Below are 24,605 nucleotides of genomic sequence, written 5' to 3' on the forward strand. Positions count from 1 at the left end.
CCCGGGGCGCCCCCTCTCGGGCCCCCCGCTTCGTCACTGCCGAAGAACCTCAGACGTTGAACCCGAGCGCCCGAAGCTGCTCGCGCCCGTCGTCCGTGATCTTGTCCGGCCCCCACGGCGGCATCCACACCCAGTTGATGCGCAGTTCACTGACGAGGCCGTCCGTGGCGGACTTGGCCTGGTCCTCGATGACGTCCGTCAGCGGACAGGCCGCCGAGGTCAGGGTCATGTCGAGGGTCGCGATGTTCGCGTCGTCGATGTGGATGCCGTAGATCAGGCCGAGGTTGACGACGTCGATGCCCAGCTCGGGGTCGACGACGTCGTACAGCGCCTCGCGGACCTCTTCCTCCGAGGCCGGCTTCATCTCAACGGTCTCGCTCATGCCGTCTTCCTTTCGGCGTCGGCTCCGGCGTCCAGCGCCTGGGCCGTCGCGTCCTTCCATGCCATCCAGCTGAGGAGGGCGCACTTGACCCGGGCCGGGTACTTGGAGACGCCGGCGAACGCGACCGCGTCCTCCAGCACCTCCTCCATCGCGTCGTCGGGTTCGATCCTGCCCTTCGACTGCATCAGCTCCAGGAAGGTCTCCTGGATGCGCTGCGCCTGAGCCAGGTCCTTGCCGACCAGCAGATCGTTCAGGACGGACGCGCTGGCCTGGCTGATCGAGCAGCCCTGGCCCTCGTAGGAGACGTCCTCGATCCTCGTGCCGTCGTACTTCACGCGGAGCGTGATCTCGTCGCCGCACGTCGGGTTCACGTGGTGCACCTCGGCGTCGCCATCCCTCAGACCACGCCCGTGCGGGTGCTTGTAGTGGTCCAGGATGACTTCCTGGTACATCGAGTCCAGCTTCATGCGATAGCCCGTTCCCGTCAGCCGAAGAAGTTCCGTACGTGCTCCAGGCCCTCGACCAGTGCGTCGATCTCGGCCGGAGTGGAGTACAGATAGAACGACGCTCGCGTGGTCGCGGGAATTCCGTACCGCAGGCAGACCGGCCGCGCGCAGTGGTGGCCGACCCGGACCGCGATGCCCTGCTCGTCGAGGACCTGGCCCACGTCGTGCGGGTGGATGTCGCCGAGCGTGAAGGAGATCGCGGCGCCCCGGTCCTCGGCCGTGGCCGGGCCGATGATCCTGAGGTCGGGGACCTCCGTCAGCCGCTGGACCGCGTACTCGGTCAGCGCGTGCTCGTGGGCGAGGATCTTGTCCATGCCGATCGAGTTCAGATAGTCGATGGCCGCGCCCAGGCCCACCGCCTGCGCGACCGGGGGCGTGCCCGCCTCGAACTTGTGCGGCGCCGGGGCGTACGTCGACGAGTGCATCGACACGGTCTCGATCATCTCGCCGCCGCCGAGGAACGGGGGCAGGTCCTCCAGGAGTTCCTGCCGGCCCCACAGCACGCCGATGCCGGTCGGGCCGCACATCTTGTGGCCGGTGAAGGCCACGAAGTCGGCCTGGAGCGCCTGCACGTCCACCGGCATGTGCGGGGCGGCCTGGGAGGCGTCGATGCAGACCAGCGCGCCGACCTGCTGCGCCCGGCGGATGATCGCCTCGACCGGGTTGACCGTGCCCAGGATGTTGGAGACCAGCACGAAGGAGACGATCTTCGTCTTCTCGGTGATGACCTCGTCGATGTTGGAGAGGTCGAGGCGGCCGTCGTCGGTCAGCCCGAACCACTTCAGCTTCGCGCCGGTGCGCTGCGCCAGCAGCTGCCACGGCACGATGTTGGAGTGGTGCTCCATCTCCGTGATGACGATCTCGGTCTCGGAGTCCACGCGGTAGGGCTCGTCGGCCCAGCCCAGCATGTTCGCCACGAGGTTGAGCGACTCGGAGGCGTTCTTGGTGAAGATCACCTCGTCGCGCGAGGGCGCGTTGATGAACTCGGCGACCTTGTCGCGCGCACCCTCGTACAGCGCCGTGGCCTCCTCGGCGAGCACATGCACACCGCGGTGGACGTTGGCGTTGTAGCGCTCGTAGTACTCGCTCAGGGCGTCCAGCACCTGGCGCGGCTTCTGCGAGGTCGCCGCGTTGTCCAGGTAGACGAGCTTCCGGTCGTCGTGGACCAGCCGGTCCAGGATGGGGAAGTCCTTGCGGATCGCCTCGGTGTCGAGGAGGCCCGGCAGCTGTGTCACGCGGATACGCCACCCTTCGTGTATGCCTCGTAGCCCTCGTTCTCCAGCTTGTCGGCGAGCTCGGCGCCGCCGGACTCGACGATCCGGCCACCGGAGAAGACGTGGACGAAGTCGGGCTTGATGTAGCGCAGGATGCGCGTGTAGTGCGTGATCAGCAGGGTGCCGACCTCGCCGGTCTCACGGACGCGGTTGACGCCCTCGGAGACGACCCGCAGCGCGTCGACGTCGAGGCCGGAGTCGGTCTCGTCGAGGATCGCGATCTTGGGCTTGAGCAGCTCGAGCTGGAGGATCTCGTGGCGCTTCTTCTCACCACCGGAGAAGCCCTCGTTGACGTTGCGCTCGGCGAAGGAGGAGTCCATGTGGAGGCGCTCCATGGCCTCCTTGACCTCCTTCACCCAAAGACGCAGCTTGGGGGCCTCGCCGCGGATGGCGGTGGCGGAGGTGCGCAGGAAGTTGGAGACGGAGACGCCGGGGACCTCGACCGGGTACTGCATGGCCAGGAACAGGCCCGCGCGGGCGCGCTCGTCGACCGCCATCTCCAGGACGTCCTCGCCGTCGAGGGTGACGGTGCCGCCGGTGATCGTGTACTTCGGGTGACCCGCGAGCGAGTAGGCGAGCGTCGACTTGCCGGAGCCGTTGGGGCCCATGATGGCGTGCGTCTCGCCCTGCTTCACGGTCAGGTCGACACCCTTGAGGATCTCCTTCGTGGCGTTGTCGGCCTCGACGGTGACGTGCAGGTCTCGGATTTCAAGCGTTGCCATGGGTGCCTCAGGACTCCTGGGTGAGGGAGACGAGAACGTCGTCCCCTTCGATCTTTACGGGGTATACGGGGACGGGGCGGGTCGCGGGAAGGCCGGACGGCTTGCCGGTGCGCAGGTCGAAGCTGGAGCCGTGCAGCCAGCACTCGATCTGGCAGTCCTCCACCTCGCCCTCGGAGAGCGAGACGTTGGCGTGGGAGCAGATGTCGTGGATGGCGAACACCTCCCCCTCGGTACGGACGACCGAGACCGGCGTGCCGTCGAGTTCCACCCTCTTCGGGGTGTCCTCCTCCAGCTCGCTCAACCCGCAGGCGCGTACGAAGGCCATCAGACGGTGGCCTCCAGCTCCTCGTCGATCTTCACGAGAAGGCGCTCCTCGATGTCGTCGACACCGATCTGCTGGACCAGTTCGGCGAAGAAGCCGCGGACGACCAGGCGCCGGGCCTCGTCGGCCGGGATGCCGCGGGCCATCAGGTAGAAGAGCTGCTCGTCGTCGAAGCGGCCGGTGGCGCTGGCGTGCCCGGCGCCGACGATCTCGCCGGTCTCGATCTCCAGGTTCGGCACGGAGTCGACCCGGGCGCCGTCGGTGAGGACGAGGTTGCGGTTCATCTCGTAGGTGTCCGTGCCCTCGGCCTTGGCCTCGATGAGCACGTCGCCGATCCACACCGCGTGGGCGCCCTCGCCCTGCAGCGCGCCCTTGTAGACGACGTTGGACTTGCAGTGCGGGGTGTTGTGGTCGACCAGGAGGCGGTGCTCCTGGTGCTGGCCCTTGTCCGTGAAGTAGAGCCCGAACAGCTCGGCCTCGCCGCCGGTGCCGGCGTAGGACACGCGCGGGTGCAGCCGTACGACGTCGCCGCCGAAGGTCACCACGACCGACTTGAAGGACGCGTCCCGGCCGATCAGCGCGTTGTGCTGGGCCACGTGCACGGCCTTGTCGTCCCAGTCCTGGACGGAGACGACGGTCAGCTTGGCGCCGTCGCCCAGGATGTAGTCGACGTTGGCGGCGAGCACCGCGTCACCGGTGTGGTCGATGACGACGACGGCCTCGGCGAAGGCTCCGAGCTCGACGACCTGGTGGCCGTAGCGGACCCCGCCCTCGCCGTGCACGGCGATGCGGATCGGCTCGGTGAGGACCGTCTCCTTGGGGACGGTGACCACACCGGCCTTCTCGAACGCCGAGTACGCCTGGGCGGCGATGCGGTCCACCGGGGTGCCCGCCCTGCCGATCCGGGCGTCGTCGCGGTCGACGGTCTCGACGGTGACGCCCTCGGGGGCCTGCACGTCAACCTTCACGCCGTCGCCGGTCGCCACGGCGGTGCCGTCGTGCAGCCCGCGCAGGCGCTCCAGCGGAGTGAACCGCCACTCCTCCTCGCGGCCGTGCGGGACCGGGAAGTCCGCGACGTCGAAGGACGGGGGCGCGCTCATGCGCGTGGCGACGGTCGACTCGGCGGCCACCGCGATCTGGCCGGCGGTCGTGCTGCCCACCGGGATGTTCTGAGCCTCAGCCATGGCTGTCGGTCTGCTCTCTTCCTACGTAAGTGACTGGATGGACGGCGATCGCTCAGCCGACCGCGCCTTCCATCTGCAGCTCGATCAGCCGGTTGAGTTCGAGGGCGTACTCCATGGGCAGCTCCTTCGCGATGGGCTCGACGAAGCCGCGCACGATCATCGCCATCGCCTCGAACTCGCTGAGGCCGCGGCTCATCAGGTAGAAGAGCTGGTCCTCGGAGACCTTGGAGACGGTCGCCTCGTGGCCCATGGACACGTCGTCCTCGCGGACGTCCACGTACGGGTACGTGTCGGAGCGGGAGATGGTGTCGACGAGCAGCGCGTCGCACAGCACGTTGGACTTGGAGCCGTGGGCGCCCTCGCCGATCTCGACGAGACCGCGGTAGGACGTACGGCCGCCGCCGCGCGCCACCGACTTGGAGACGATGTTGGAGGAGGTGTTCGGCGCCATGTGGACCATCTTGGAGCCGGCGTCCTGGTGCTGGCCCTCGCCCGCGAAGGCGATGGAGAGGGTCTCGCCCTTGGCGTGCTCACCCATCAGGTAGACGGCCGGGTACTTCATCGTCACCTTGGAGCCGATGTTGCCGTCGATCCACTCCATGGTCGCGCCCTCGTACGCCACGGCGCGCTTGGTGACCAGGTTGTAGACGTTGTTCGACCAGTTCTGGATGGTCGTGTAGCGGCAGCGGGCGCCCTTCTTCACGATGATCTCGACGACCGCGGAGTGCAGGGAGTCCGACTTGTAGATCGGCGCCGTACAGCCCTCGACGTAGTGGACGTAGGCGTCCTCGTCGACGATGATCAGCGTCCGCTCGAACTGGCCCATGTTCTCCGTGTTGATACGGAAGTAGGCCTGGAGCGGGATCTCCACGTGCACGCCCTTCGGCACGTAGATGAAGGAGCCGCCGGACCACACCGCGGTGTTCAGCGACGCGAACTTGTTGTCGCCGACCGGGATGACGGTGCCGAAGTACTCCTTGAAGAGCTCCGGGTGCTCCTTGAGAGCGGTGTCGGTGTCCAGGAAGATGACGCCCTGCTCCTCCAGGTCCTCGCGGATCTGGTGGTAGACGACCTCGGACTCGTACTGGGCCGCGACACCGGCGACGAGGCGCTGCTTCTCCGCCTCGGGGATGCCGAGCTTGTCGTACGTGTTCTTGATGTCCTCGGGCAGGTCCTCCCAGGACTCCGCCTGCTTCTCCGTGGACCGCACGAAGTACTTGATGTTGTCGAAGTCGATGCCGGAGAGGTCGGAGCCCCAGTTCGGCATGGGCTTCTTGCCGAAGAGGCGCAGACCCTTGAGGCGGAGCTTGGTCATCCACTCCGGCTCGTTCTTCTTCGCGGAGATGTCGCGGACGACGTCCTCGTTGATACCGCGCCGCGCGGAAGCGCCGGCCGTGTCGGAGTCGGCCCAGCCGTATTCGTACTTGCCCAGGCCCTCGAGCTCAGGGTGGGCAGTCTCCGTGGGGAGAGTCATGCGGGGTTCCTCCCGGCCGTGCTTGCAGATGCGATATCAGGGGTGTGGGAAATCTTGGGGATGAACGTCGTGCAGACGCCGTCGCCGTGCGCGATGGTCGCCAGTCGCTGGACGTGTGTTCCGAGCAGCTGGGAGAAGATCTCGGTCTCCGCCTCGCACAGCTGGGGGAACTTCTCCGCGACATGGGCCACCGGGCAGTGGTGCTGGCAGAGCTGCTCGCCGACCGGTGCGCTGCGCGCCGTAGCAGCGTACCCGTCCGCGCTCAGGGCCCTGGCCAGGGCTTCGGTGCGCTGCTCGGGGGCGGCGGACTCGACGGCCTTGCGGTACACGGCGGCCTGCTCGGCGATCCTCGCGCGCGCGAAGGCGACGACGGCCTCGTCCCCGCCGAAGCGCTCGCGGATGAAGTTCAGCGCGTCCGCGGCGAGCTTGTCGTAGGACTGGTCGAAGGCGTCCCGGCCGCAGTCGGTGAGCGCGAAGACCTTGGCGGGACGGCCACGCGTCCGCGCGCCGTACACCCGCTGCTCCCGCGCCTCCACGACGTCGTCGGCCACCAGCGCGTCCAGATGACGCCGTACGGCCGCGGGGGTGAGCCCCAGCCGCCCGGCCAGCTCGGTGACGGTCGACGGGCCGTGGTCCAGGATGGATCGCGCGACGCGGTTGCGGGTGGACCGCTCACCGGTCGCGAGTTCCTCCTGAGGGGCCCCCGTGGGGGTCGCCCGAACCTCGCCGACGTTTTTCACAACGCCATTGTTGCGTAATTCCTCAGGACCGGGCAAGCCGCGTCCCGTCCGGTGGACGGTGCCCTGCATCACTTAGGTTCGCCTAACTGACCTGCGGGAACGATCTTTGATCGATCAAACCGGTGGCATTCGGCGGCTCTGTCAGGGACACTCCCGAACCATGCCGACACCACCTCCCACCGGCCCACTTGTCACCCGCGACACCCTCGCCGACGAACTGCGCGAGCTGGGTGTCAGAAGCGGCGAGATCCTGCTCCTGCACTCTTCGCTCAGCTCGCTGGGCTGGGTCTGCGGAGGCCCGGTCGCGGTGGTCCAGGGCCTCCTGGACGCCCTCGGCCCGGACGGCACCCTCGTGGTCCCCACCCAGACCGGCGACCTCTCCGACCCGGCGGTGTGGGGCAACCCGCCGGTGCCCGAGAAGTGGTGGGACACGATCCGGGCGACCATGCCCGCCTACGACCCCCTCGTCACGCCCGCGCGTGGGGTCGGCGTGGTCCCGGAGACCGTCCGCACCTGGCCCGGCGCCCTGCGCAGCGCCCACCCGCAGACGTCCTTCGCGGCGATAGGCCCCCGCGCGGGTGACGTCCTGGACGGACACGCGCCCGACTGCCGCCTCGGCGAGCGCAGCCCGCTGGCCCGCCTGGAGGCCCTGCACGCGCGTGTGCTGCTCCTCGGCGCGGGCTACGACACCTGCACGAGCTTCCATCTCGCCGAGTACCGCGTCCCGACCCCGCTGGTGAAGGTCGGCCGCCCGGGACCGGACGGCTGGGAGGTGGTGACGGAGGTCTCGATCGCCTCGGACCGCTTCGACGAACTCGGGTACGACTTCGAGCGGGACAGCGGTGTCGTCGTACGGGGAAAGGCGGGCGCGGCCGACGTACGGCTGTTCCCGGTGGCGGACGCGGTGCGGTACGCGCAGCGGTGGCTGGCGCTGCACCGCTCACACGAGGACGTGCCCGGAAATGCGCTGGGTGGAGATCCTGCACCCGCCCGTCGGCGGCGCGGGCGGCGAACCTAGACTCGGGCCCATGCGAAGTGAGCCCGTGGTCCAGGTCCACGCCCTGGTGAAGCGGTACGGCACGAAGACGGCCGTGGACGGCCTCGACCTGGTGACCCGGGCGGGTGTGACCGCCGTACTCGGACCCAACGGCGCCGGCAAGACGACGACGGTGGAGACCTGCGAGGGCTACCGGAAGCCGGACTCCGGCACGGTACGGGTCCTGGGCCTCGACCCGGTGCGGCAGGCTCGTGAGCTGCACCCGAGGATCGGCGTGATGCTCCAGTCCGGGGGTGTGTACTCGGGCGCCCGGGCCGACGAGATGCTGCGGCACATGGCGAGCCTGCACGCGCACCCGCTCGACGTGGACGCGCTGATCGAGCGCCTGGGCCTGGAGAGCTGCGGCAGGACGACGTACCGCAGGCTGTCCGGCGGCCAGCAGCAGCGTCTGGCGCTGGCCATGGCCGTGGTGGGCCGCCCGGAGCTGGTGTTCCTGGACGAGCCGACCGCGGGCCTCGACCCGCAGGCCCGCCACGCGACCTGGGACCTGGTCCGCGACCTGCGCGCGGACGGCGTCTCGGTCGTCCTCACCACGCACTACATGGACGAGGCCGAGCAGCTCGCCGACGACGTGGCGATCATCGACGGCGGCCGGGTCATCGCCCAGGGCACCCCGGAGGAACTGTGCCGGGGCGGCGCCGAGAACACCCTGCGCTTCACGGGCCGCCCCGGGCTGGACGTGGGGTCCCTCCTGAAGGCCCTCCCCGCCGACTGCACGGCCGCCGAGCTGACCCCCGGCTCCTACCGGGTGGTCGGCAAGGTGAACCCGCAACTGCTGGCGACGGTGACGTCCTGGTGCGCCCAGCACGGCGTGATGCCGGAGAAGATCTCGGTGGAACGGCACACCCTGGAGGACGTCTTCCTGGAACTGACGGGCAAGGAGCTGCGCGCGTGACGGCCACCGGTATGTACACCCCGAAGCCGGGCGCGGCGCCCCTGGGACGCATGATCGCGACCCAGGCGGTGCTGGAGACGAAGATGCTCCTGCGCAACGGCGAGCAACTGCTGCTGACGGTGGTGATCCCAGCCCTCGTGCTGGTCCTGTTCAGCTCGGTGGACGTCATCGACACCGGCGAGGGCAAGGCGGTGGACTTCCTCGCCCCGGGCGTCCTGGCCCTCGCGGTGATGTCGACGGCCTTCACGGGCCAGGCGATCGCGACCGGCTTCGAACGCCGCTACGGCGTCCTGAAGCGCCTCGCCTCCTCCCCGCTCCCCCGCTGGGCCCTGATGACGGCGAAGACGGCGTCGGTCCTGGTGACGGAGATCCTCCAGGTGATCCTCCTGACGGTGATCGCCTTCGCGCTGGGCTGGTCCCCGCACGGCAACCCCTTCGCCGTCCTGCTGCTCATGGTCCTCGGCACGGCGGCCTTCTCGGGCCTCGGTCTCCTCATGGCCGGGACCCTGAAGGCGGAGGCCACCCTGGCCGCCGCCAACCTGGTCTTCCTGCTTCTCCTGGTCAGCGGCGGAGTCATCGTCCCCCTGGACCGGTTCTCCCAGGGCACTCAGGACGTGCTGAGCCTGCTGCCCATCACGGCCCTGTCGGACGGGCTGCGGGACGTGCTGCAGCACGGGGCCGCGATGCCGTGGGGCGACCTGGGGATTCTCGCGGTGTGGGCCGTGGCGGCTCTGGCCTTGGCGGGACGCTTCTTCCGCTGGGAGTAGGGGCCCTCGTGAACGCGTGCACAAGCGGCCCCCTACGATGGAAGGCGTGCCGAACCTGACCCGCGCCGACGCCGTAGCGGCCGTCCGCAACCCGCTCGCCTTCATCGCCGCCCGCTGGACCCCGACTCCCCGGACGGTTCAGCGGGCGGCTCTGTCCGCTCTCGTCATGGCGGTGGTCATCGTGGTCACCGGCGGTGCGGTGCGGCTGACCGGGTCGGGGCTCGGGTGCCCGACCTGGCCCAAGTGCACGGACGACTCGCTGACCGCGACCAGCGCGATGGGCTTCCACGGCGCCATCGAGTTCGGCAACCGGATGCTCACCTATGTGCTGTGCGCCGCCGTCGGGTGGGCGATCATCGCCGCGCGCTCCGAGAAGCCGTACCGGCGCAGCCTGACCCGGCTGGGCTGGGCGCAGTTCTGGATCGTGATGAGCAACGCGATCCTCGGCGGCATCGTCGTCCTCGTAGGGCTGAACCCCTACACGGTCGCGGCCCACTTCGTGGCGACGACGGCCCTGATCACGGTCGCCGCGGTGATGTGGCAGCGCACCCGCGAGGGCGACACGGCACCCCGCCCGCTGGTCGGCAAGCCGGTGCAGCAGCTGGTGTGGTTCATGGTCGCGGCCGCCTCTTTGCTGATCCTCGTCGGCACGGTCGTGACCGGTGCCGGACCGCACGCCGGTGACTCCAGCGAGGTCGAGCGGATGCCCCTGGACTGGGAGACCGTGAGCAAGGTGCACGCGGTCCTGGCCTGGATCGTGGTGTCGCTGACCTTCGCCCTGTGGTTCATCCTCAAGGCGGTCGACGCCCCCAGGAACCCCCTTGACCGCACCCGCGACCTCTTCCTGGTCCTCCTCTCCCAGGGCGTCATCGGCTACGTGCAGTACTTCACCGACCTGCCCGAGTTCCTGGTCGGCCTGCACATGCTGGGCTCGGCCCTGGTCTGGATCGGGGTCCTGCGCGTCCTGCTGGCCCTGCGGGAGCGGCCGGAGGGCGAGGTGCCCGAGGTACCCGCTCAGTACGCGGCCACCAGCTCGTCGATCGCCGGGCCCAGGTAGCCGCGGGTCAGCTCCGCCCTGTTCTCGACCGCCGGTCCGGGATCGCCGTAGCGGCGCCCCCGGATGTCCTCGACGACCTCCACGGGCGCTCCCAGCCCCGGCAGCAGTTCCAGTGCCTCACGCTTCGAGATCAGTCGGCCCTCTCGCAGGGTCACGCTCGCGCGGGCGAAGGTCAGCAGCCCCAGGTCGACCCAGACGTCCCGGTTCCACAGCGGGGCGTTGTCCACGGCCGGGCGCCAGAAGTCACGCTGGTCACGGACGACGAAGTCGGTGAGGTCGCGGTCCGGCACCGGCGGCAGCAGTTCCGCCGGCGGCTTCCCGCGCAGCACCCGCCCGAAGTCGTGCAGTTCGCGCCGGGTCACCGGGGTGACGGGGCGCTTGAACAGCTCCTCGTGCGCCCAGGTGAGGTGGCGGCCGTCCATGTCGGCCGACGGCGTCAGGTAGGTGCAGTGCAGCTGCCCGGACAGCGGCTCGGCCCGCAGCCGGGCGTGCAGTGTCGCCAGCCGCCACACCGTACGGGGCGTGATCGAGGAGAGGACGGCGATCAGGTCCAGGTCGCTGCGACCCTCCTGGTAGTCACCACCGGCCAGTGAGCCGTGGGCCCAGACGGCGACGGGGTCGAGCGGGGTCAGTGCGGTGAGGAAGCGGTCCAGTAAGGCGTCGGTCAGCATGGGGTCATCCTGTACAGCTCACTCCAGCCCGTACACCCTGCGCGCGTTCCCCGCCGCGACCATCCCCGCCACCCGCTGCGCGTCCGCCGGCGACCAGGCCCCGTCCGCGACCCAGCCGCCCAGCACGCGGGTCAGCGCCTCGCGGAACAGACGGGCGCCCACCACGTGCAGTTCGGGCAGGCTGTGGGCCCCGCTGGAGAAGACGATCTTGCCGAAGGGGGCCAGTTCCAGGATCTCCGCGAGGACGGTCGCCGCGCGGGCGCCGGTGCGCACGAGGGCGGCTCCGGAGTCGGCGTAGACGTGCGGGAAGACACCGGCGAGATGGGCGGCATGCCGGTGGTAGGGGTAGCTGTGCAGCAGGACGAGGTCGGTGCCGAGGCCCGCGGTGGCCCGGACGAAGTCGGTGAGCAGGACGGGGTCGGTGGGGTCGATGCGCTGCCCGGGTTCACCGAGCCCTGCGTGCAGTTGGAGGGGCAGGCCCGAGGCGGCCGCGATCCACAGCAGGTGCCGTAACAGAACGGGGTCCGACAGCTCACCGCCCACCCGGCGGCCCGCCAGCCATCGGCCCGCAGCGCCCCGCACCTCTCCCGGCCCCGGCGGTTCGGGCGCGAGCGCGAGTCCGTGCCGTACGCCCGCGACCGATGTGAAAGCGACCGCGTTCGCGGCGGCTCCGTGCACCGACTCGGCGAGGTTGGCGAGGAAGGACTCGACGGTGCCGGAGGTGTCGGCGACCTGTTCGGCCAGGAGTTCCAGGCGCACGATCTCGCGGGCCTCGGCGGCCGCCGCGGAGGCCAGCTCGGTGGGCCCGGTGAGGTCGCCGGGCAGTCCGGTGTCCATCAGGTAGGTCGTGATCCCGCTGCCGCGCAACAGCCTGCGGCCCGCTTCCAGCACGCCCAGCTCACGGCGCCTGGCCAGATAGCGGGCGGGCGGGCAGTGCGGCTCCAGGCCGAGCAGCGGCGGGCACCAGCGGCGTACGGCGAAGCCCGTCTGGGTGTCGAACAGCGTGGTCCCCGGGGCGGGCGGGCCCTCGGTGCGGGCCAGCTGGGCCTCGAAGGTGCCGAGACCCAGCTCCGTCCTCAGTACGCCGTGGCAGTACTGGTCCACGAGGGACGGCGTTTCGATCATCCGGGCTCCCGGTGTCTGGACCGTGTCGCTGCTCACAGGTCCTAACGGGTGAACCGGGCATCAGGTGTTGCTGTCGCACACCCCGTACGAAACGCTCCGCGGGTCGAGCCGGTCCGCCCCGGTGAGGGGGACACCGGTTCCGAGCGGCCGCGAGCTCGTCGTGGCTGGTCGCGCCGTTCCCCGCCCCTTCTGGGGCGCGCCGGATCAGCCGTTGCTCGGTCCGCCGACCTGGATTCCGGCCATCCGGCTCCACTCGTACGGCCCCGTCCTCACCTTGGCGGCGAACTCGCCGTCGAACTCTTCGTGAACGGTGATGCCGGACTTCTCGACGGCCTTCTCGGCGATCTCGTACGAGGGGGCCACCAGGTCGCCCCAGCCGCCGTCCTCCCCGACGAGGACGATCCGGGTGCCGCGCTCGCCGATGTGGGCCAGCTGGCCCTCGGCGCCGCCGTGCTCCTTGGAGAAGGCGCTGATCTGCTTGGCGAGCCGGGCGACCTTGCGCTCGGCCTTCGCGTCAACCTGCTGCGTGTCTGCCATGACCAGGATGCTACCGACGAGTACCGGGGACGGCGACGTGACCCTTACCTCAGGAAGGGGTCGACCGCCACCGCGAGGAAGAGGATCGACACATAGGTGATCGACCAGTGGAACAGCCGCATCTCCTTGAGCTTCGCGCCCGTCACCTCGGCCCTGGCACGGTTCTGCAGGCCGTGCGCCTCCCACAACCAGAAGCCGCCCGCGAGCAGCGCGATCGCCGTGTAGAACCAGCCGGTGTAGCCGAGCGGCTGAAGCAGCAGCGAGACCACGACCATCACCCAGCTGTAGAGCACGATCTGCTGGGCGACCACCTTGTTGGAGGCCACGACCGGCAGCATCGGCACGCCCACGCGCGCGTAGTCCTCACGGACCTTCATGGACAGCGGCCAGTAGTGCGGCGGCGTCCAGAAGAACATGACGAGGAAGAGGATGACCGGGGCCCACGACATGGAGTTCGTGACCGACGACCAGCCGATCAGGACCGGCAGGCAGCCGGCGATGCCGCCCCACACGATGTTCTGCGAGGTACGGCGCTTGAGGATCATCGTGTAGACGACGACGTAGAAGAGGAGCGCTCCGAGCGACAGCCAGGCGGACAGCCAGTTGACGGTGAGGCCGAACAGGAGCGTCGAGACGACCGCCAGCGTGATGCCGAAGGCCAGGCACTCGCGCGGCGACACCATGCCGGTGACCAGGGGACGCTGCGAGGTGCGGTCCATGAGCGCGTCGATGTCGCGGTCGATGTACATGTTGAGCGCGTTGGCGCCGCCCGCCGACAGATAGCCGCCGACACAGGTGAGCAGGACCAGCTTCAGGTCCGGCACGCCCTGCTGCGCCAGGAACATCACCGGAACGGTGGTGATGAGCAGCAGCTCGATGATCCGAGGCTTGGTCAGAGCTACGAACGCCTTGACACGGGCCCCGAACGGCCGGTGGCTCGGGCTCTGGCTCGCACCGAGCACCCCCGCTGGACGGGATTCGACGGCCGTCACGCACACCCCTACAGAGACATCCCAGCAAGCCTCGCCCGTGTGAAGTCCCGGTAAAGGCTCGCGCGTACCACGCCACTGTAGACGTTGCCCATACCCCGACATTCGCGGGGGTCGGGTCGTGTCCGGGGAGGCTCCCGGAAGAGCTCGATCCCACTCGGTTGAGCACTCGGACGAGCGGCTGCGTATTCAGTTGCCAAGTGCGCTGCTGCCCAGTCGGGAGGCGGATCTCCGCGCGGCCCGGCAGTCTGGAATGACTCGAAAAAACGCACGTACTTGCGGGGGTAGGCTCGACAACGGCCGGGCGTCCCGTGCACCGGCATTTTCGACATGCGTGACATGTGGAGAGGAGCCCTGACCCAGGGTGAGCACCAAGCCGACCACCACAGACCTCGAGTGGACCGAGTTGGATCAGCGGGCCGTCGACACCGCCCGCGTCCTGGCCGCCGACGCCGTACAGAAGGTCGGTAACGGCCATCCCGGTACGGCGATGAGCCTGGCTCCCGCCGCCTACACCCTCTTCCAGAAGGTGATGCGGCACGACCCCGCCGACCCCGACTGGGTCGGGCGCGACCGCTTCGTGCTGTCCGCCGGCCACTCGTCCCTGACCCTCTACACCCAGCTCTACCTGGCCGGTTTCGGCCTGGAGCTCGACGACCTCAAGGCGTTCCGCACCTGGGGCTCGAAGACCCCGGGTCACCCGGAGTACGGCCACACCAAGGGCGTGGAGACCACCACCGGTCCGCTCGGCCAGGGTGTCGCCAACGCGGTCGGCATGGCGATGGCCGCCCGCTACGAGCGCGGCCTGTTCGACCCGGAGGCCCCCGAGGGCACCTCCCCCTTCGACCACTTCGTCTTCGCCATCGCCGGTGACGGCTGCCTCCAGGAGGGCATCTCCGCCGAGGCGTCCTCGATGGCCGGCCACCAGAAGCTCGGCAACCTGGTCCTGCTGTGGGACGACAACCACATCTCGATCGAGGGCGACACCGAGACGGCCGTCTCCGAGGACACCGTCAAGCGCTACGAGGCGTACGGCTGGCACGTGCAGCGTGTCGCGCCGCAGGCCAACGGCGACCTCGACCCGGTCGCGATCTTCGAGGCGATCCAGAAGGCCAAGGCGGTCACCGACAAGCCGTCCTTCATCGCGATGCGCTCGATCATCGCCTGGCCCGCCCCGAACGCCCAGAACACCGAGGCCGCCCACGGCTCGGCGCTCGGCGACGACGAGGTCGCGGCGACCAAGCGGGTGCTGGGCTTCGACCCGGAGCAGTCCTTCGAGGTCGCGGACGAGGTCATCGAGCACACCCGCGGGGCGCTGGAGCGCGGCCGTCAGGCCAGGGCCGAGTGGGAGAAGTCCTTCCAGGAGTGGCGCAACAACAACCCCGAGCGCGCGACCGAGTTCGAGCGGGTCGCCGCGGGTGAGCTGCCCAAGGACTGGGAGTCGGCGATCCCGGTCTTCGAGCCCGGCAAGGGTGTCGCGACCCGCGCCGCGTCCGGCAAGGTCCTGCAGTCCCTCGGCGCCGTGATCCCCGAGCTGTGGGGCGGCTCCGCCGACCTCGCGGGCTCGAACAACACGACGATCGACAAGAACTCCTCGTTCCTCCCGGCGGACAACCCGCTGGCGGAGGCGGACCCGTACGGCCGCACGATCCACTTCGGTATCCGCGAGCACTCGATGGCCGCGGAGATGAACGGCATCGCGCTGCACGGCAACACCCGCATCTACGGCGGTACGTTCCTCGTCTTCTCCGACTACATGCGCAACGCGGTGCGGCTCTCGGCGTTGATGCACCTGCCGGTGACGTACGTGTGGACGCACGACTCCATCGGTCTCGGCGAGGACGGCCCGACGCACCAGCCGGTCGAGCACCTGGCCTCGCTGCGCGCGATCCCCGGCCTGAACGTGGTCCGCCCGGCGGACGCCAACGAGACCGCGACCGCCTGGCGCGAGATCCTGCGGCGCTGGACGAAGGAGTTCGGCAAGGGCGCCCCGCACGGCCTGGCGCTGACCCGTCAGGGCGTGCCGACGTACGAGCCCGACGAGAACGCGGTCAAGGGCGGTTACGTCCTGTTCGAGGCCGAGGGCGGTGAGCCGCAGGTCATCCTGATCGCCACCGGTTCCGAGGTGCACGTGGCCGTCGAGGCGCGTGAGCAGCTCCAGGCCGACGGGGTGCCGACGCGCGTCGTCTCCATGCCGTGCGTGGAGTGGTTCGAGGAGCAGGACCAGGGGTACCGGGACAGCGTCCTGCCCCCGGCCGTGAGGGCTCGTGTCGCGGTCGAGGCGGGCATCGGTCTCACCTGGCACAAGTACGTCGGGGACGCCGGTCGCATCGTTTCCCTGGAGCACTTCGGGGCTTCGGCGGACGGCAAGGTCCTCTTCCAGGAATTCGGCTTCACTGCCGAGAACGTGGCCGCCAAGGCGCGGGAATCTCTCACCACCGCCCAGCGCTGACGCTCACATACGACACGTAGGAGATGTAATTCCATGACAGACGCACTCAAGCGCCTCTCCGAGGAAGGCGTGGCGATCTGGCTGGACGACCTGTCGCGCAAGCGGATCACGTCCGGCAACCTCGCCGAGCTGATCGACCAGCAGCACGTCGTGGGCGTCACCACCAACCCGTCGATCTTCCAGAAGGCGATCTCGGAGGGCGACGGCTACGACCAGCAGGTCTCCGACCTCGCCTTCCGCAAGGTCTCGGTCGAAGAGGCCATCCGCATGATCACGACGGCGGACGTCCGGGACGCCGCCGACATCCTGCGCCCGGTCTTCGACGCGACGGGCGGCCAGGACGGCCGGGTGTCGATCGAGGTCGACCCGCGCCTGGCGCACAACCTCAAGGCGACCGTCGCCGAGGCCAAGCAGCTCGCCTGGCTCGTCGACCGTCCCAACACCCTCATCAAGATTCCCGCCACCCAGGCGGGCATCCCGGCGATCACCGAGGTCATCGGCCTCGGGATCAGCGTCAACGTCACGCTGATCTTCTCGCTGGAGCGCTACCGCCAGGTCATGGACGCCTTCCTGGCCGGCCTGGAGAAGGCCAAGGAGCGGGGTCTGGACCTGTCGAAGATCCACTCCGTGGCGTCCTTCTTCGTGTCCCGCGTGGACACCGAGATCGACAAGCGCATCGACGCGCTCGGCACCGACGAGGCCAAGGCCGCCCGCGGCAAGGCCGGCCTGGCCAACGCGCGCCTCGCCTACCAGGCGTACGAAGAGGTCTTCTCGGGCGAGCGCTGGGCGAAGCTGGAGAACGCCGGCGCGAACAAGCAGCGTCCGCTGTGGGCCTCGACCGGCGTCAAGGACAAGGCGTACAAGGACACGCTGTACGTCGACGAGCTGGTGGCGCCGAACACGGTGAACACCATGCCGGAGGCGACCCTGTTCGCCACCGAGGACCACGGCCAGATCCGCGGCAACGCGGTCGCCGGTACGTACGAGCAGGCCCGCGCCGACCTCGACGCCGTCGAGAAGCTCGGGATCTCCTACGACGAGGTGGTCCAGCTGCTGGAGGACGAGGGCGTCGAGAAGTTCGAGGCCGCCTGGAACGACCTGCTCAAGTCGACCGAGGCGGAGCTTCAGCGCCTCGCCCCCTCGGAGGGCTGAAATCTTGTCGAGCAGCAACCCGCTGCGTGACCCTGCCGACCGACGGCTCCCGCGTATCGCGGGGCCGTCGGGCCTGGTCATCTTCGGCGTCACGGGCGATTTGTCACGAAAGAAGCTCATGCCCGCCGTGTACGACCTCGCGAACCGGGGTCTGCTGCCGCCGGGCTTCTCACTGGTCGGCTTCGCCCGGCGGGACTGGGAGAACGAGGACTTCGCGGAGGTCGTCCACGACGCCGTCAAGGAACACGCGCGGACGCCGTTCCGCGAGGAGGTCTGGCAGCAGCTCATCCAGGGGATGCGCTTCGTCCAGGGCACCTTCGACGACGACGACTCGTTCGAGCGGCTGCGCGACACCATCGACGAACTGGACAAGGCCCAGGGCACCGGCGGCAACTTCGCCTTCTACCTGTCCGTGCCGCCGTCCGCCTTCCCCGTGGTCATCCAGCAGCTGAAGAAGCACCGGCTGGCCGACCAGTCGAGCGGCTCCTGGCGCCGCGCGGTCATCGAGAAGCCCTTCGGCCACAACCTCAAGTCGGCCGAGGAGCTCAACGCGACCGTCGAGGAGGTCTTCGCCCCGGACCAGGTCTTCCGGATCGACCACTACCTGGGCAAGGAGACCGTCCAGAACATCCTGGCGCTGCGCTTCGCCAACACGATGTTCGAGCCGATCTGGAACCGGTCCTTCGTGGACCACGTGCAGATCACCATGGCCGAGGACATCGGCATCGGCGGCCGGGCCGGCTACTACGACGGCATCGGCGCCGCCCGTGACGTCATCCAGAACCACCTGCTCCAGCTCATGGCGCTCACCGCCATGGAGGAGCCGGCCTCCTTCGACGCGGACGCGCTGGCCGCCGAGAAGACCAAGGTGCTCGGCGCGGTGAAGCTGCCGAAGGACCTGGGCCGGGACACCGTGCGCGGACAGTACGCGGCGGGCTGGCAGGGCGGCGAGAAGGCGGTCGGCTACCTCCAAGAGGACGGCATCGACCCGCAGTCCAAGACCGACACCTATGCGGCCATCAAGGTGGAGATCGACAACCGCCGTTGGGCGGGCGTCCCCTTCTACCTGCGCACCGGCAAGCGCCTCGGCCGCCGGGTCACCGAGATCGCGGTGGTCTTCCAGCGGGCCCCGCACTCCCCCTTCGACACGACGGCCACCGAGGAGCTCGGCTCCAACGCGATCGTCATCCGCGTCCAGCCCGACGAGGGCGTCACCGTCCGCTTCGGCTCCAAGGTGCCGGGCACCTCGATGGAGATCCGGGACGTGTCCATGGACTTCGCCTACGGCGAGTCGTTCACGGAGTCCTCGCCCGAGGCGTACGAGCGCCTGATCCTCGACGTCCTGCTCGGCGACTCGAACCTCTTCCCGCGCACGGAGGAGGTCGAGCTGTCCTGGAAGATCCTCGACCCGATCGAGGAGTACTGGGACACGCACGGCAAGCCCGCCCAGTACCCCTCCGGTACCTGGGGTCCGGTCGAGGCCGACGAGATGCTCGCACGAGAGGGACGGAGCTGGCGCCGGCCATGAAGACAGACCTCACGGACACCACGGCCAGCAAGATCAACAAGGCGCTGGTCAAGGCCCGCCGGGCCATCGGCACACCGGCCGTCGGCATGGTGCTCACCCTGGTCATCGTCACGGACGAGGAGAACGCCTACGACGCCCTCAAGGCCGCCAATGACGCGTCGCGCGAGCACCCCTCGCGCACGCTGGTGGTCATCAAGCGGGTGTCGCGCAGCCCTCGTGACCGCACCCAGTCCCGCCTCGACGCCGAGGTGCGGGTGGGCGCGGACGCGGGCACCGGCGAGACGGTGGTGCTGCGGCTGTACGGCGACGTCGCCGACCACGCCCAGTCGGTCGTCCTGCCACTGCTGCTGCCGGACGCGCCCGTCGTCGTCTGGTGGCCGGTGGACGCGCCGCTCGACCCGGCCGGGGACCCGCTCGGGGCGCTCGCCCAGCGGCGGGTCACCGACACGTACTCCTCCGAGCAGCCGGTGCGCGAGCTGACGGCACGCGCCGACACCTACACGCCGGGCGACACCGACCTCTCCTGGACCCGCATCACCCCGTGGCGTTCGATGCTGGCCGCCGCGCTCGACCAGGTCACCTGCAAGGTGGAGGCCGTCGAGGTGGAGGGCGAGGAGTTCAACCCGAGCTGCGAGCTGCTGGCGATGTGGCTGGCGGACCGGCTGGACGTGCCGGTGAAGCGCTCGCTGTCCGGCGGTCCCGGCCTCACAGCGGTACGCATGCACACGAACAGCGGTCCGATCGTCCTGGACCGCGCGGACGGCTCGCTGGCCACGCTCTCCATCCAGGGGCAGCCGGACCGTGCGGTGGCGCTCAAGCGCCGGGACACGGCCGAGCTGATCGCGGAGGAGCTGCGCAGGCTGGACCCGGACGACACGTACGCGGCCGCGCTGCGCTTCGGGGTGGAACGGCTGAACCCGTCGGCGCCCTTTCCGGAGCCGGGAGGCGTCGAGGAGTCCGGCGCCAAAGGAGCCGCCGCCAAAGGAGAACCCGTCTCCGCAGAGCCGGACGCAGCCTCCACCGAGCTCGCCGTCAAAGCCCCTGTCGAGGGCGCTGCGGAAGCTCCCCGGGGGGAAACGGCGCCGTCGGCATCGCTGAAGCCGGTCCCCTCCGGTCTGTCCGGGAAGGCGGCGAAGTGAGCACCCCTCAGCTGGTCGTGCACCACGACAAGGAGCTGATGGCCCAGGCGGCCGCGGCCCGTCTGATCACCAAGATCGTGGACGCGCAGGCCTCCCGGGGCTCGGCGTCGGTCGTCCTCACCGGCGGCCGCAACGGCAACGGTCTGCTCGCCGCCCTGGCCGCGGCGCCCGCCCGGGACGCGATCGACTGGGGCCGTCTGGACCTGTGGTGGGGAGACGAGCGCTTCCTGCCCGAGGGCGACCCGGAGCGCAACGACACGCAGGCCCGCGAGGCGCTGCTGGACGCCGTACCGCTGGACCCGAAGCGCGTGCACGCCATGCCCGCGTCGGACGGCCCGCACGGGGAGGATGTCGAGGCCGCGGCGGCTGCCTACGCCGAGGAGCTGGCCCGTGCGGCCGGTCCCGAGAACCACGGCGCGGTCCCGACCTTCGACGTCCTGATGCTGGGAGTCGGCCCGGACACCCACGTGGCGTCCCTGTTCCCGGAGCTCCCCGCGGTACGGGAGACCGAGCGCACGGTCGTCGGTGTCCACGGCGCGCCGAAGCCTCCGCCCACCCGGGTGTCGTTGACCCTGCCCGCGATCCGCGCGGCCCGCGAGGTCTGGCTCCTGGCGGCCGGCGAGGACAAGGCGCAGGCCGCGGCGATCGCCCTGTCCGGCGCGGGCGAGATCCAGGCCCCGGCGGCGGGGGCCCGTGGCCGGGCCCGCACCCTGTGGCTGCTGGACTCGGCGGCGGCCTCCCAGCTGCCACGCTCGCTGTATCCGCCGGCTTCGCCCTGACGAAGTTCGCGGACCGCATCGGTTCCGGAGCCCGTACGGTCAAGTACCGTACGGGCTCCGGCCGTTCAGGTGCGTTCACTGCCTGCCGCGCAGCTCCCGGTACGTCGTCACGAGGGCCTTGGTGGACGCGTCCAGGCCCGGCACCTCGGCGCCCTCGGTGAGCGCCGGTTCGACGCGCCGGGCGAGGACCTTGCCGAGCTCGACGCCCCACTGGTCGAAGGAGTCGATGTTCCAGACCGCGCCCTGGACGAACACCTTGTGCTCGTAGAGGGCGATGAGCTGGCCGAGGACGGACGGGGTGAGTTCGCGGGCCAGGATCGTCGTCGTCGGGTGGTTGCCCTTGAACGTCTTGTGCGGGACCAGTTCCTCGGCCACTCCCTCCGCCCGCACCTCGTCCGGCGTCTTGCCGAAGGCCAGGGCCTGGGTCTGGGCGAAGAAGTTCGCCATGAGCAGGTCGTGCTGGGCCTTGAGTCCGTCGGAGAGCTCGGCGACCGGCCGGGCGAAGCCGATGAAGTCCGCCGGGATCAGCTTCGTGCCCTGGTGGATGAGCTGGTAGTAGGCGTGCTGCCCGTTGGTGCCGGGCGTGCCCCACACCACCGGCCCGGTCTGCCACTCCACGGGCTGCCCGTCCCGGCCCACGTACTTGCCGTTGGACTCCATGTCCAGCTGCTGCAGGTAGGCGGTGAACTTCGACAGGTAGTGGGAGTACGGCAGCACGGCGTGGGACTGCGCGTCATGGAAGTTGCCGTACCAGATGCCCAACAGGCCAAGCAGAAGAGGCACGTTGGACTCGGCGGGCGCGGTCCTGAAGTGCTCGTCGACGAGATGGAACCCGTCGAGCATCTCCCGGAACCTGTCCGGGCCGATGGCGATCATCAGGGACAGGCCGATCGCCGAGTCGTAGGAGTAGCGGCCGCCCACCCAGTCCCAGAACTCGAACATGTTGGCCGTGTCGATGCCGAAGTCCGACACCTTCCCGGCGTTGGTCGACAGGGCGACGAAGTGCCGGGCGACGGCTTCCTGGCCGGCCTTCAGCTCGGTGAGCAGCCACTCGCGGGCCGAGGTGGCGTTGGTGATCGTCTCGATCGTGGTGAAGGTCTTGGAGGCGATGACGAACAGCGTCTCGGCGGCGTCCAGGTCGCGGGTGGCCTCATGCAGGTCGGCGCCGTCGACGTTCGACACGAAGCGGACGGTGAGGTCGCGGTCGGTGAAGCCGCGCAGCACCTCGTACGCCATCGCGGGGCCCAGGTCGGAGCCGCCGATGCCGATGTTGACGACGTTCTTGATCCGCTTGCCGGTGTGCCCGGTCCACTCGCCGGAGCGGACGCGTCCCGCGAAGTCGCCCATCTTGTCGAGCACCGCGTGCACGTCCGGGACGACGTTCTCCCCGTCGACCTCGATCACCGCGTCGCGTGGGGCGCGGAGCGCGGTGTGCAGCACGGCCCGGTCCTCGGTCGTGTTGATCTTCGCGCCGCGGAACATGGCGTCCCGCAGGCCGAACACGTCGGTCGCGGCGGCGAGTTCGCGCAGCAACCGCAGCGTCTCGTCGGTGACCAGGTGTTTGGAGTAGTCGACGTACAGGTCACCGACCCGCAGGGTGTATCCGGTACCGCGCCCTGGATCGGCGGCGAACAGCTCCCTCAACTGCACCTCGCCCAGCGTCTCGCGGTGCTCGGCCAGCGCGGTCCATTCCGGCGTCCGGTTGAGCCTGGTACGGCTGTCTGCGTTCATGTCCGACTTCAGCCTTCTTTCGTGCCTGTCCCAGCTGTTCCAACCTAGTTGATCAACGCGGGGCGCGAGCCGTGACGGCGTCGGCGTCCGGCGCACCCACAGGTACGTGCGCGGGGAGCACGGGTGTCAGCGGGACGACGGCCGGCACGAAGACCTGCCGCGAGCGGAGGGGGCGTAAGGGGCCGACACGGCCCCGCCCATGGCACCGCGCGCCGATCCGGCGCTGCCCGCAGGACAGCACGCATACACGCTCGCGCGGAGAACCGGTTGCCTGGGCCATCGGCGTCAAGGGGGAAACGCGAGCGCTACGGGCACCGCTCGGCGGCCGCCTCGGCCGGGGCGCGGTGAGCGGGGCAGCACGCACCCACTCCGCGCGTCACCAGACCTCGGGCACCGCGGGGCCCACAGCCGTGAAACGGCTCCGGCCAGGCACCCTCGGTACCCGGCCGGTTCTCGACTTCTAGATCTCGCCCCGCAGTTTGGCGAGCGCCTCGGCGAGGATCGCCTCGCCGTCCGCGTCGCTGCGCCGCTCCCGTACGTACGCGAGGTGCGTCTTGTACGGCTCGGTGCGCGGCGGGTCCGGCGGGTTGTCCCGGTCCTGTCCGGCGGGAAAGCCGCAGCGCGGGCAGTCCCAGGTTTCGGGGACCTGCGCGTCGCTGGCGAAGCTGGGCTGCGTCTCGTGCCCGTTGGAGCACCAGAAGGAGATGCGCAGACGGGGCGCGGACTCGCCCCGCTCGGCTTCGCCCATCGGCCCCGCCCCGACCCGGCTACCTCGGATCGCGTTGCCACTTGCCACGGTCGTAACTCCCTGCGTGATGGTGCCGCGAAGCGAGTCGACGTGTCGCTTCGTTGCGAGCGCCTCAGTCTACGTAAGGCCCAACGCGCGTCCAGTGATTGGAGTTACCGCCCCCATATCCAGACGCAAGCCCCATGATAGGCCGCGCTCAGGTGCGCGTACCGAACATGGGGCCTTACGTGCGGAATGTATGTGCTGTGTGGGGCGTGGCCGCTCAGCTGTTCGTCTTCATGAGAAGACCGAGCACGACAATGCACGCGAACCACAGCAGACCGATCACCACGGTGATGCGGTCGAGGTTGCGCTCGGCGACCGAGGAACCACCGACGGACGACTGCATGCCGCCACCGAACATGTCGGAGAGGCCGCCGCCCTTCCCCTTGTGCATCAGCACCAGCAGCATCAGCAGCCCGCTGAAGACGATCAGGGCGATCGAGAACCCCAAAACCACGGCTGGACCAACTCTCTCGGATTCGGATGAACGACGGGGGCACGGCCTTCAGGGCCATGCCCCCGCAAGAGTACGACGGATCGCCGCCAGGGCCTACTTACTGGTCCCGGAAGCGCACGATCTTGACGAACTCATCGGCGTCCAGTGAGGCACCGCCGACCAGCGCGCCGTCGATGTCGGCCTGCGCCATGATCTCGGCGACGTTGCCGGCCTTGACGGAGCCGCCGTACTGGATGCGGACCTGGTCGGCCAGCTCCTGCGAGTACAGCTCGGCGATCTTGGCGCGGATCGCGGCGCAGACCTCCTGGGCGTCCTCGGCGCCGCAGACCTTGCCGGTACCGATGGCCCAGACCGGCTCGTAGGCGATGACGACGGACTCGGCCTGCTCGGCCGGGATGTCCTTCAGGCCGCCCTCGACCTGGGCGAGGGTGTGGGAGACGTGGTTGCCCGCCTCACGGACCTCCAGCTCCTCGCCGACGCACAGGATCGGGGTGAGGCCGTGCTTGTAGGCGGCCTTGACCTTGGCGTTGACGATGTCGTCGGTCTCCGCGTGGTACTGGCGGCGCTCGGAGTGGCCGATCGCCACGTACGTGCACTTCAGCTTCGCCAGCATCGCGCCGGAGATCTCGCCGGTGTAGGCACCGGAGTCCTGGGCCGAGATGTCCTGGGCGCCGTACTTGATCTTGAGCTTGTCGCCGTCGACCAGGGTCTGCACGGAGCGCAGGTCGGTGAAGGGCGGCAGGACGGCGACCTCGACGGCCTCGTAGTCCTTGTCCGCGAGGGCGAAGGCGAGCTTCTGGACGTGCGCGATGGCCTCGAGGTGGTTGAGGTTCATCTTCCAGTTACCCGCCATGATCGGCGTGCGAGTGGTCATG

The 24,605-nt window shown here is 69.6% G+C and carries 25 protein-coding genes; 9 read left to right on the forward strand and 16 right to left on the reverse strand.

Annotated features, from left to right (window positions below; genetic code table 11):
* Window positions 1–49: 49 nt before the first annotated feature.
* The 8 genes from ABZT06_RS25865 to ABZT06_RS25900 are packed head-to-tail and all read right to left on the reverse strand — an operon-like array spanning window position 50 to window position 6,604.
* Entirely contained in the window at window positions 50–382 is a 333-nt protein-coding gene (locus ABZT06_RS25865; RefSeq protein WP_028809645.1) for a metal-sulfur cluster assembly factor, read from the reverse strand.
* The gene (sufU, locus tag ABZT06_RS25870; RefSeq protein WP_355745365.1) at window positions 379–849 is read right to left on the reverse strand and encodes a Fe-S cluster assembly sulfur transfer protein SufU; all 471 of its coding nucleotides are present in this window, start codon (window positions 847–849) and stop codon (window positions 379–381) included. Before sufU ends, ABZT06_RS25865 begins: the two co-directional genes overlap by 4 nt.
* 17 nt (window positions 850–866) lie before the next feature.
* Window positions 867–2,123: a cysteine desulfurase gene (locus tag ABZT06_RS25875; RefSeq protein WP_355745368.1), complete on the reverse strand. Its 1,257-nt coding sequence runs from the start codon at window positions 2,121–2,123 to the stop codon at window positions 867–869.
* Window positions 2,120–2,884: a Fe-S cluster assembly ATPase SufC gene (gene sufC, locus ABZT06_RS25880; RefSeq protein WP_355745371.1), complete on the reverse strand. Its 765-nt coding sequence runs from the start codon at window positions 2,882–2,884 to the stop codon at window positions 2,120–2,122. Before sufC ends, ABZT06_RS25875 begins: the two co-directional genes overlap by 4 nt.
* A 7-nt stretch (window positions 2,885–2,891) precedes the next feature.
* Window positions 2,892–3,209, reverse strand: a complete 318-nt coding sequence (locus ABZT06_RS25885) for a non-heme iron oxygenase ferredoxin subunit (protein WP_355745373.1) — start codon at window positions 3,207–3,209, stop codon at window positions 2,892–2,894.
* Complete coding sequence (gene sufD, locus ABZT06_RS25890; protein WP_355745376.1) at window positions 3,209–4,390, reverse strand: Fe-S cluster assembly protein SufD; 1,182 nt, start codon at window positions 4,388–4,390, stop codon at window positions 3,209–3,211. Before sufD ends, ABZT06_RS25885 begins: the two co-directional genes overlap by 1 nt.
* A gap of 52 nt (window positions 4,391–4,442) precedes the next feature.
* On the reverse strand, window positions 4,443–5,864 hold the full coding sequence (gene sufB, locus ABZT06_RS25895) for a Fe-S cluster assembly protein SufB (RefSeq protein ID WP_355745379.1): 1,422 nt from the start codon (window positions 5,862–5,864) through the stop codon (window positions 4,443–4,445).
* Window positions 5,861–6,604, reverse strand: a complete 744-nt coding sequence (locus ABZT06_RS25900; RefSeq protein WP_355745381.1) for a metalloregulator ArsR/SmtB family transcription factor — start codon at window positions 6,602–6,604, stop codon at window positions 5,861–5,863. The genes sufB and ABZT06_RS25900 overlap by 4 nt, the downstream gene beginning before the upstream one ends.
* Before the next feature lie 160 nt (window positions 6,605–6,764).
* On the opposite strand from ABZT06_RS25900, the gene ABZT06_RS25905 reads away from it, so the two are divergent.
* The 4 genes from ABZT06_RS25905 to ABZT06_RS25920 are packed head-to-tail and all read left to right on the forward strand — an operon-like array spanning window position 6,765 to window position 10,380.
* Window positions 6,765–7,622, forward strand: coding sequence for an AAC(3) family N-acetyltransferase (locus tag ABZT06_RS25905; protein WP_355745383.1), 858 nt, complete (start codon window positions 6,765–6,767; stop codon window positions 7,620–7,622).
* Window positions 7,623–7,632: 10 nt separating this feature from the next.
* Window positions 7,633–8,556 (forward strand): ABC transporter ATP-binding protein, encoded by a 924-nt coding sequence (locus ABZT06_RS25910; RefSeq protein WP_355745386.1) that lies wholly within the window; start codon window positions 7,633–7,635, stop codon window positions 8,554–8,556.
* Entirely contained in the window at window positions 8,553–9,323 is a 771-nt protein-coding gene (locus ABZT06_RS25915; protein ID WP_355745388.1) for an ABC transporter permease, read from the forward strand. Before ABZT06_RS25910 ends, ABZT06_RS25915 begins: the two co-directional genes overlap by 4 nt.
* Window positions 9,324–9,360: 37 nt before the next feature.
* Entirely contained in the window at window positions 9,361–10,380 is a 1,020-nt protein-coding gene (locus ABZT06_RS25920; RefSeq protein ID WP_355745390.1) for a COX15/CtaA family protein, read from the forward strand.
* On the opposite strand, the gene ABZT06_RS25925 is transcribed toward ABZT06_RS25920, so the two are convergent.
* From ABZT06_RS25925 to ABZT06_RS25940, 4 genes are all read right to left on the reverse strand, one after another.
* On the reverse strand, window positions 10,338–11,051 hold the full coding sequence (locus tag ABZT06_RS25925; protein ID WP_355745393.1) for a nucleotidyltransferase: 714 nt from the start codon (window positions 11,049–11,051) through the stop codon (window positions 10,338–10,340). The two genes, ABZT06_RS25920 and ABZT06_RS25925, sit on opposite strands and share 43 nt — an antisense overlap.
* Window positions 11,052–11,069: 18 nt before the next feature.
* Complete coding sequence (locus ABZT06_RS25930; RefSeq protein WP_355745396.1) at window positions 11,070–12,176, reverse strand: amidohydrolase family protein; 1,107 nt, start codon at window positions 12,174–12,176, stop codon at window positions 11,070–11,072.
* 204 nt (window positions 12,177–12,380) lie between these two features.
* On the reverse strand, window positions 12,381–12,713 hold the full coding sequence (locus ABZT06_RS25935) for a hypothetical protein (protein WP_355745399.1): 333 nt from the start codon (window positions 12,711–12,713) through the stop codon (window positions 12,381–12,383).
* A 44-nt stretch (window positions 12,714–12,757) separates the two neighbouring features.
* On the reverse strand, window positions 12,758–13,711 hold the full coding sequence (locus tag ABZT06_RS25940) for a heme o synthase (protein WP_355745402.1): 954 nt from the start codon (window positions 13,709–13,711) through the stop codon (window positions 12,758–12,760).
* Window positions 13,712–14,066: 355 nt separating this feature from the next.
* Here ABZT06_RS25940 and tkt point away from each other — a divergent pair, with 355 nt between their 5' ends.
* From tkt to pgl, 5 genes are read left to right on the forward strand one after another with little or no spacing between them, the layout of a single operon-like run.
* Window positions 14,067–16,154 carry a transketolase gene (gene tkt, locus ABZT06_RS25945; protein WP_355745405.1) on the forward strand — a complete coding sequence of 696 codons (2,088 nt, stop codon included), beginning with the start codon at window positions 14,067–14,069 and terminating at the stop codon, window positions 16,152–16,154.
* Between the two features lie 33 nt (window positions 16,155–16,187).
* Complete coding sequence (gene tal / locus ABZT06_RS25950) at window positions 16,188–17,306, forward strand: transaldolase (RefSeq protein ID WP_355745408.1); 1,119 nt, start codon at window positions 16,188–16,190, stop codon at window positions 17,304–17,306.
* A 4-nt stretch (window positions 17,307–17,310) separates the two neighbouring features.
* Window positions 17,311–18,834, forward strand: a complete 1,524-nt coding sequence (zwf, locus tag ABZT06_RS25955; protein WP_007381231.1) for a glucose-6-phosphate dehydrogenase — start codon at window positions 17,311–17,313, stop codon at window positions 18,832–18,834.
* Window positions 18,831–19,973 (forward strand): glucose-6-phosphate dehydrogenase assembly protein OpcA, encoded by a 1,143-nt coding sequence (opcA, locus tag ABZT06_RS25960; protein ID WP_355745412.1) that lies wholly within the window; start codon window positions 18,831–18,833, stop codon window positions 19,971–19,973. Before zwf ends, opcA begins: the two co-directional genes overlap by 4 nt.
* Window positions 19,970–20,752, forward strand: coding sequence for a 6-phosphogluconolactonase (gene pgl / locus ABZT06_RS25965; protein WP_355745415.1), 783 nt, complete (start codon window positions 19,970–19,972; stop codon window positions 20,750–20,752). The genes opcA and pgl overlap by 4 nt, the downstream gene beginning before the upstream one ends.
* A 75-nt stretch (window positions 20,753–20,827) precedes the next feature.
* On the opposite strand, the gene pgi is transcribed toward pgl, so the two are convergent.
* The 4 genes from pgi to tpiA form a co-directional block, all read right to left on the reverse strand.
* Complete coding sequence (pgi, locus tag ABZT06_RS25970; protein ID WP_355745418.1) at window positions 20,828–22,483, reverse strand: glucose-6-phosphate isomerase; 1,656 nt, start codon at window positions 22,481–22,483, stop codon at window positions 20,828–20,830.
* Between the two features lie 460 nt (window positions 22,484–22,943).
* Complete coding sequence (locus tag ABZT06_RS25975) at window positions 22,944–23,279, reverse strand: RNA polymerase-binding protein RbpA (protein ID WP_003976875.1); 336 nt, start codon at window positions 23,277–23,279, stop codon at window positions 22,944–22,946.
* A gap of 214 nt (window positions 23,280–23,493) precedes the next feature.
* Window positions 23,494–23,724: a preprotein translocase subunit SecG gene (secG, locus tag ABZT06_RS25980; protein WP_037708349.1), complete on the reverse strand. Its 231-nt coding sequence runs from the start codon at window positions 23,722–23,724 to the stop codon at window positions 23,494–23,496.
* Window positions 23,725–23,827: 103 nt separating this feature from the next.
* Window positions 23,828–24,604 (reverse strand): triose-phosphate isomerase, encoded by a 777-nt coding sequence (tpiA, locus tag ABZT06_RS25985; protein WP_355745422.1) that lies wholly within the window; start codon window positions 24,602–24,604, stop codon window positions 23,828–23,830.
* Window position 24,605 lies beyond the last annotated feature (1 nt).

Origin of the sequence: Streptomyces sp. NPDC005483, assembly GCF_040606035.1 — a bacterium.
GTDB lineage: Bacteria > Actinomycetota > Actinomycetes > Streptomycetales > Streptomycetaceae > Streptomyces.

Coding starts and splice junctions, on each gene's coding strand:
- sufU (WP_355745365.1), bottom strand. CDS start 849: ATGAAGCTGGACTCGATGTACCAGGAAGTCATCCTGGACCACTACAAG.
- sufD (WP_355745376.1), bottom strand. CDS start 4,390: ATGGCTGAGGCTCAGAACATCCCGGTGGGCAGCACGACCGCCGGCCAG.
- pgi (WP_355745418.1), bottom strand. CDS start 22,483: ATGAACGCAGACAGCCGTACCAGGCTCAACCGGACGCCGGAATGGACC.
- ABZT06_RS25905 (WP_355745383.1), top strand. CDS start 6,765: ATGCCGACACCACCTCCCACCGGCCCACTTGTCACCCGCGACACCCTC.
- tal (WP_355745408.1), top strand. CDS start 16,188: ATGACAGACGCACTCAAGCGCCTCTCCGAGGAAGGCGTGGCGATCTGG.
- ABZT06_RS25865 (WP_028809645.1), bottom strand. CDS start 382: ATGAGCGAGACCGTTGAGATGAAGCCGGCCTCGGAGGAAGAGGTCCGC.
- ABZT06_RS25885 (WP_355745373.1), bottom strand. CDS start 3,209: ATGGCCTTCGTACGCGCCTGCGGGTTGAGCGAGCTGGAGGAGGACACC.
- ABZT06_RS25920 (WP_355745390.1), top strand. CDS start 9,361: ATGGAAGGCGTGCCGAACCTGACCCGCGCCGACGCCGTAGCGGCCGTC.
- ABZT06_RS25935 (WP_355745399.1), bottom strand. CDS start 12,713: ATGGCAGACACGCAGCAGGTTGACGCGAAGGCCGAGCGCAAGGTCGCC.
- ABZT06_RS25910 (WP_355745386.1), top strand. CDS start 7,633: ATGCGAAGTGAGCCCGTGGTCCAGGTCCACGCCCTGGTGAAGCGGTAC.
- ABZT06_RS25930 (WP_355745396.1), bottom strand. CDS start 12,176: ATGATCGAAACGCCGTCCCTCGTGGACCAGTACTGCCACGGCGTACTG.
- sufB (WP_355745379.1), bottom strand. CDS start 5,864: ATGACTCTCCCCACGGAGACTGCCCACCCTGAGCTCGAGGGCCTGGGC.
- tpiA (WP_355745422.1), bottom strand. CDS start 24,604: ATGACCACTCGCACGCCGATCATGGCGGGTAACTGGAAGATGAACCTC.
- opcA (WP_355745412.1), top strand. CDS start 18,831: ATGAAGACAGACCTCACGGACACCACGGCCAGCAAGATCAACAAGGCG.
- sufC (WP_355745371.1), bottom strand. CDS start 2,884: ATGGCAACGCTTGAAATCCGAGACCTGCACGTCACCGTCGAGGCCGAC.
- ABZT06_RS25925 (WP_355745393.1), bottom strand. CDS start 11,051: ATGCTGACCGACGCCTTACTGGACCGCTTCCTCACCGCACTGACCCCG.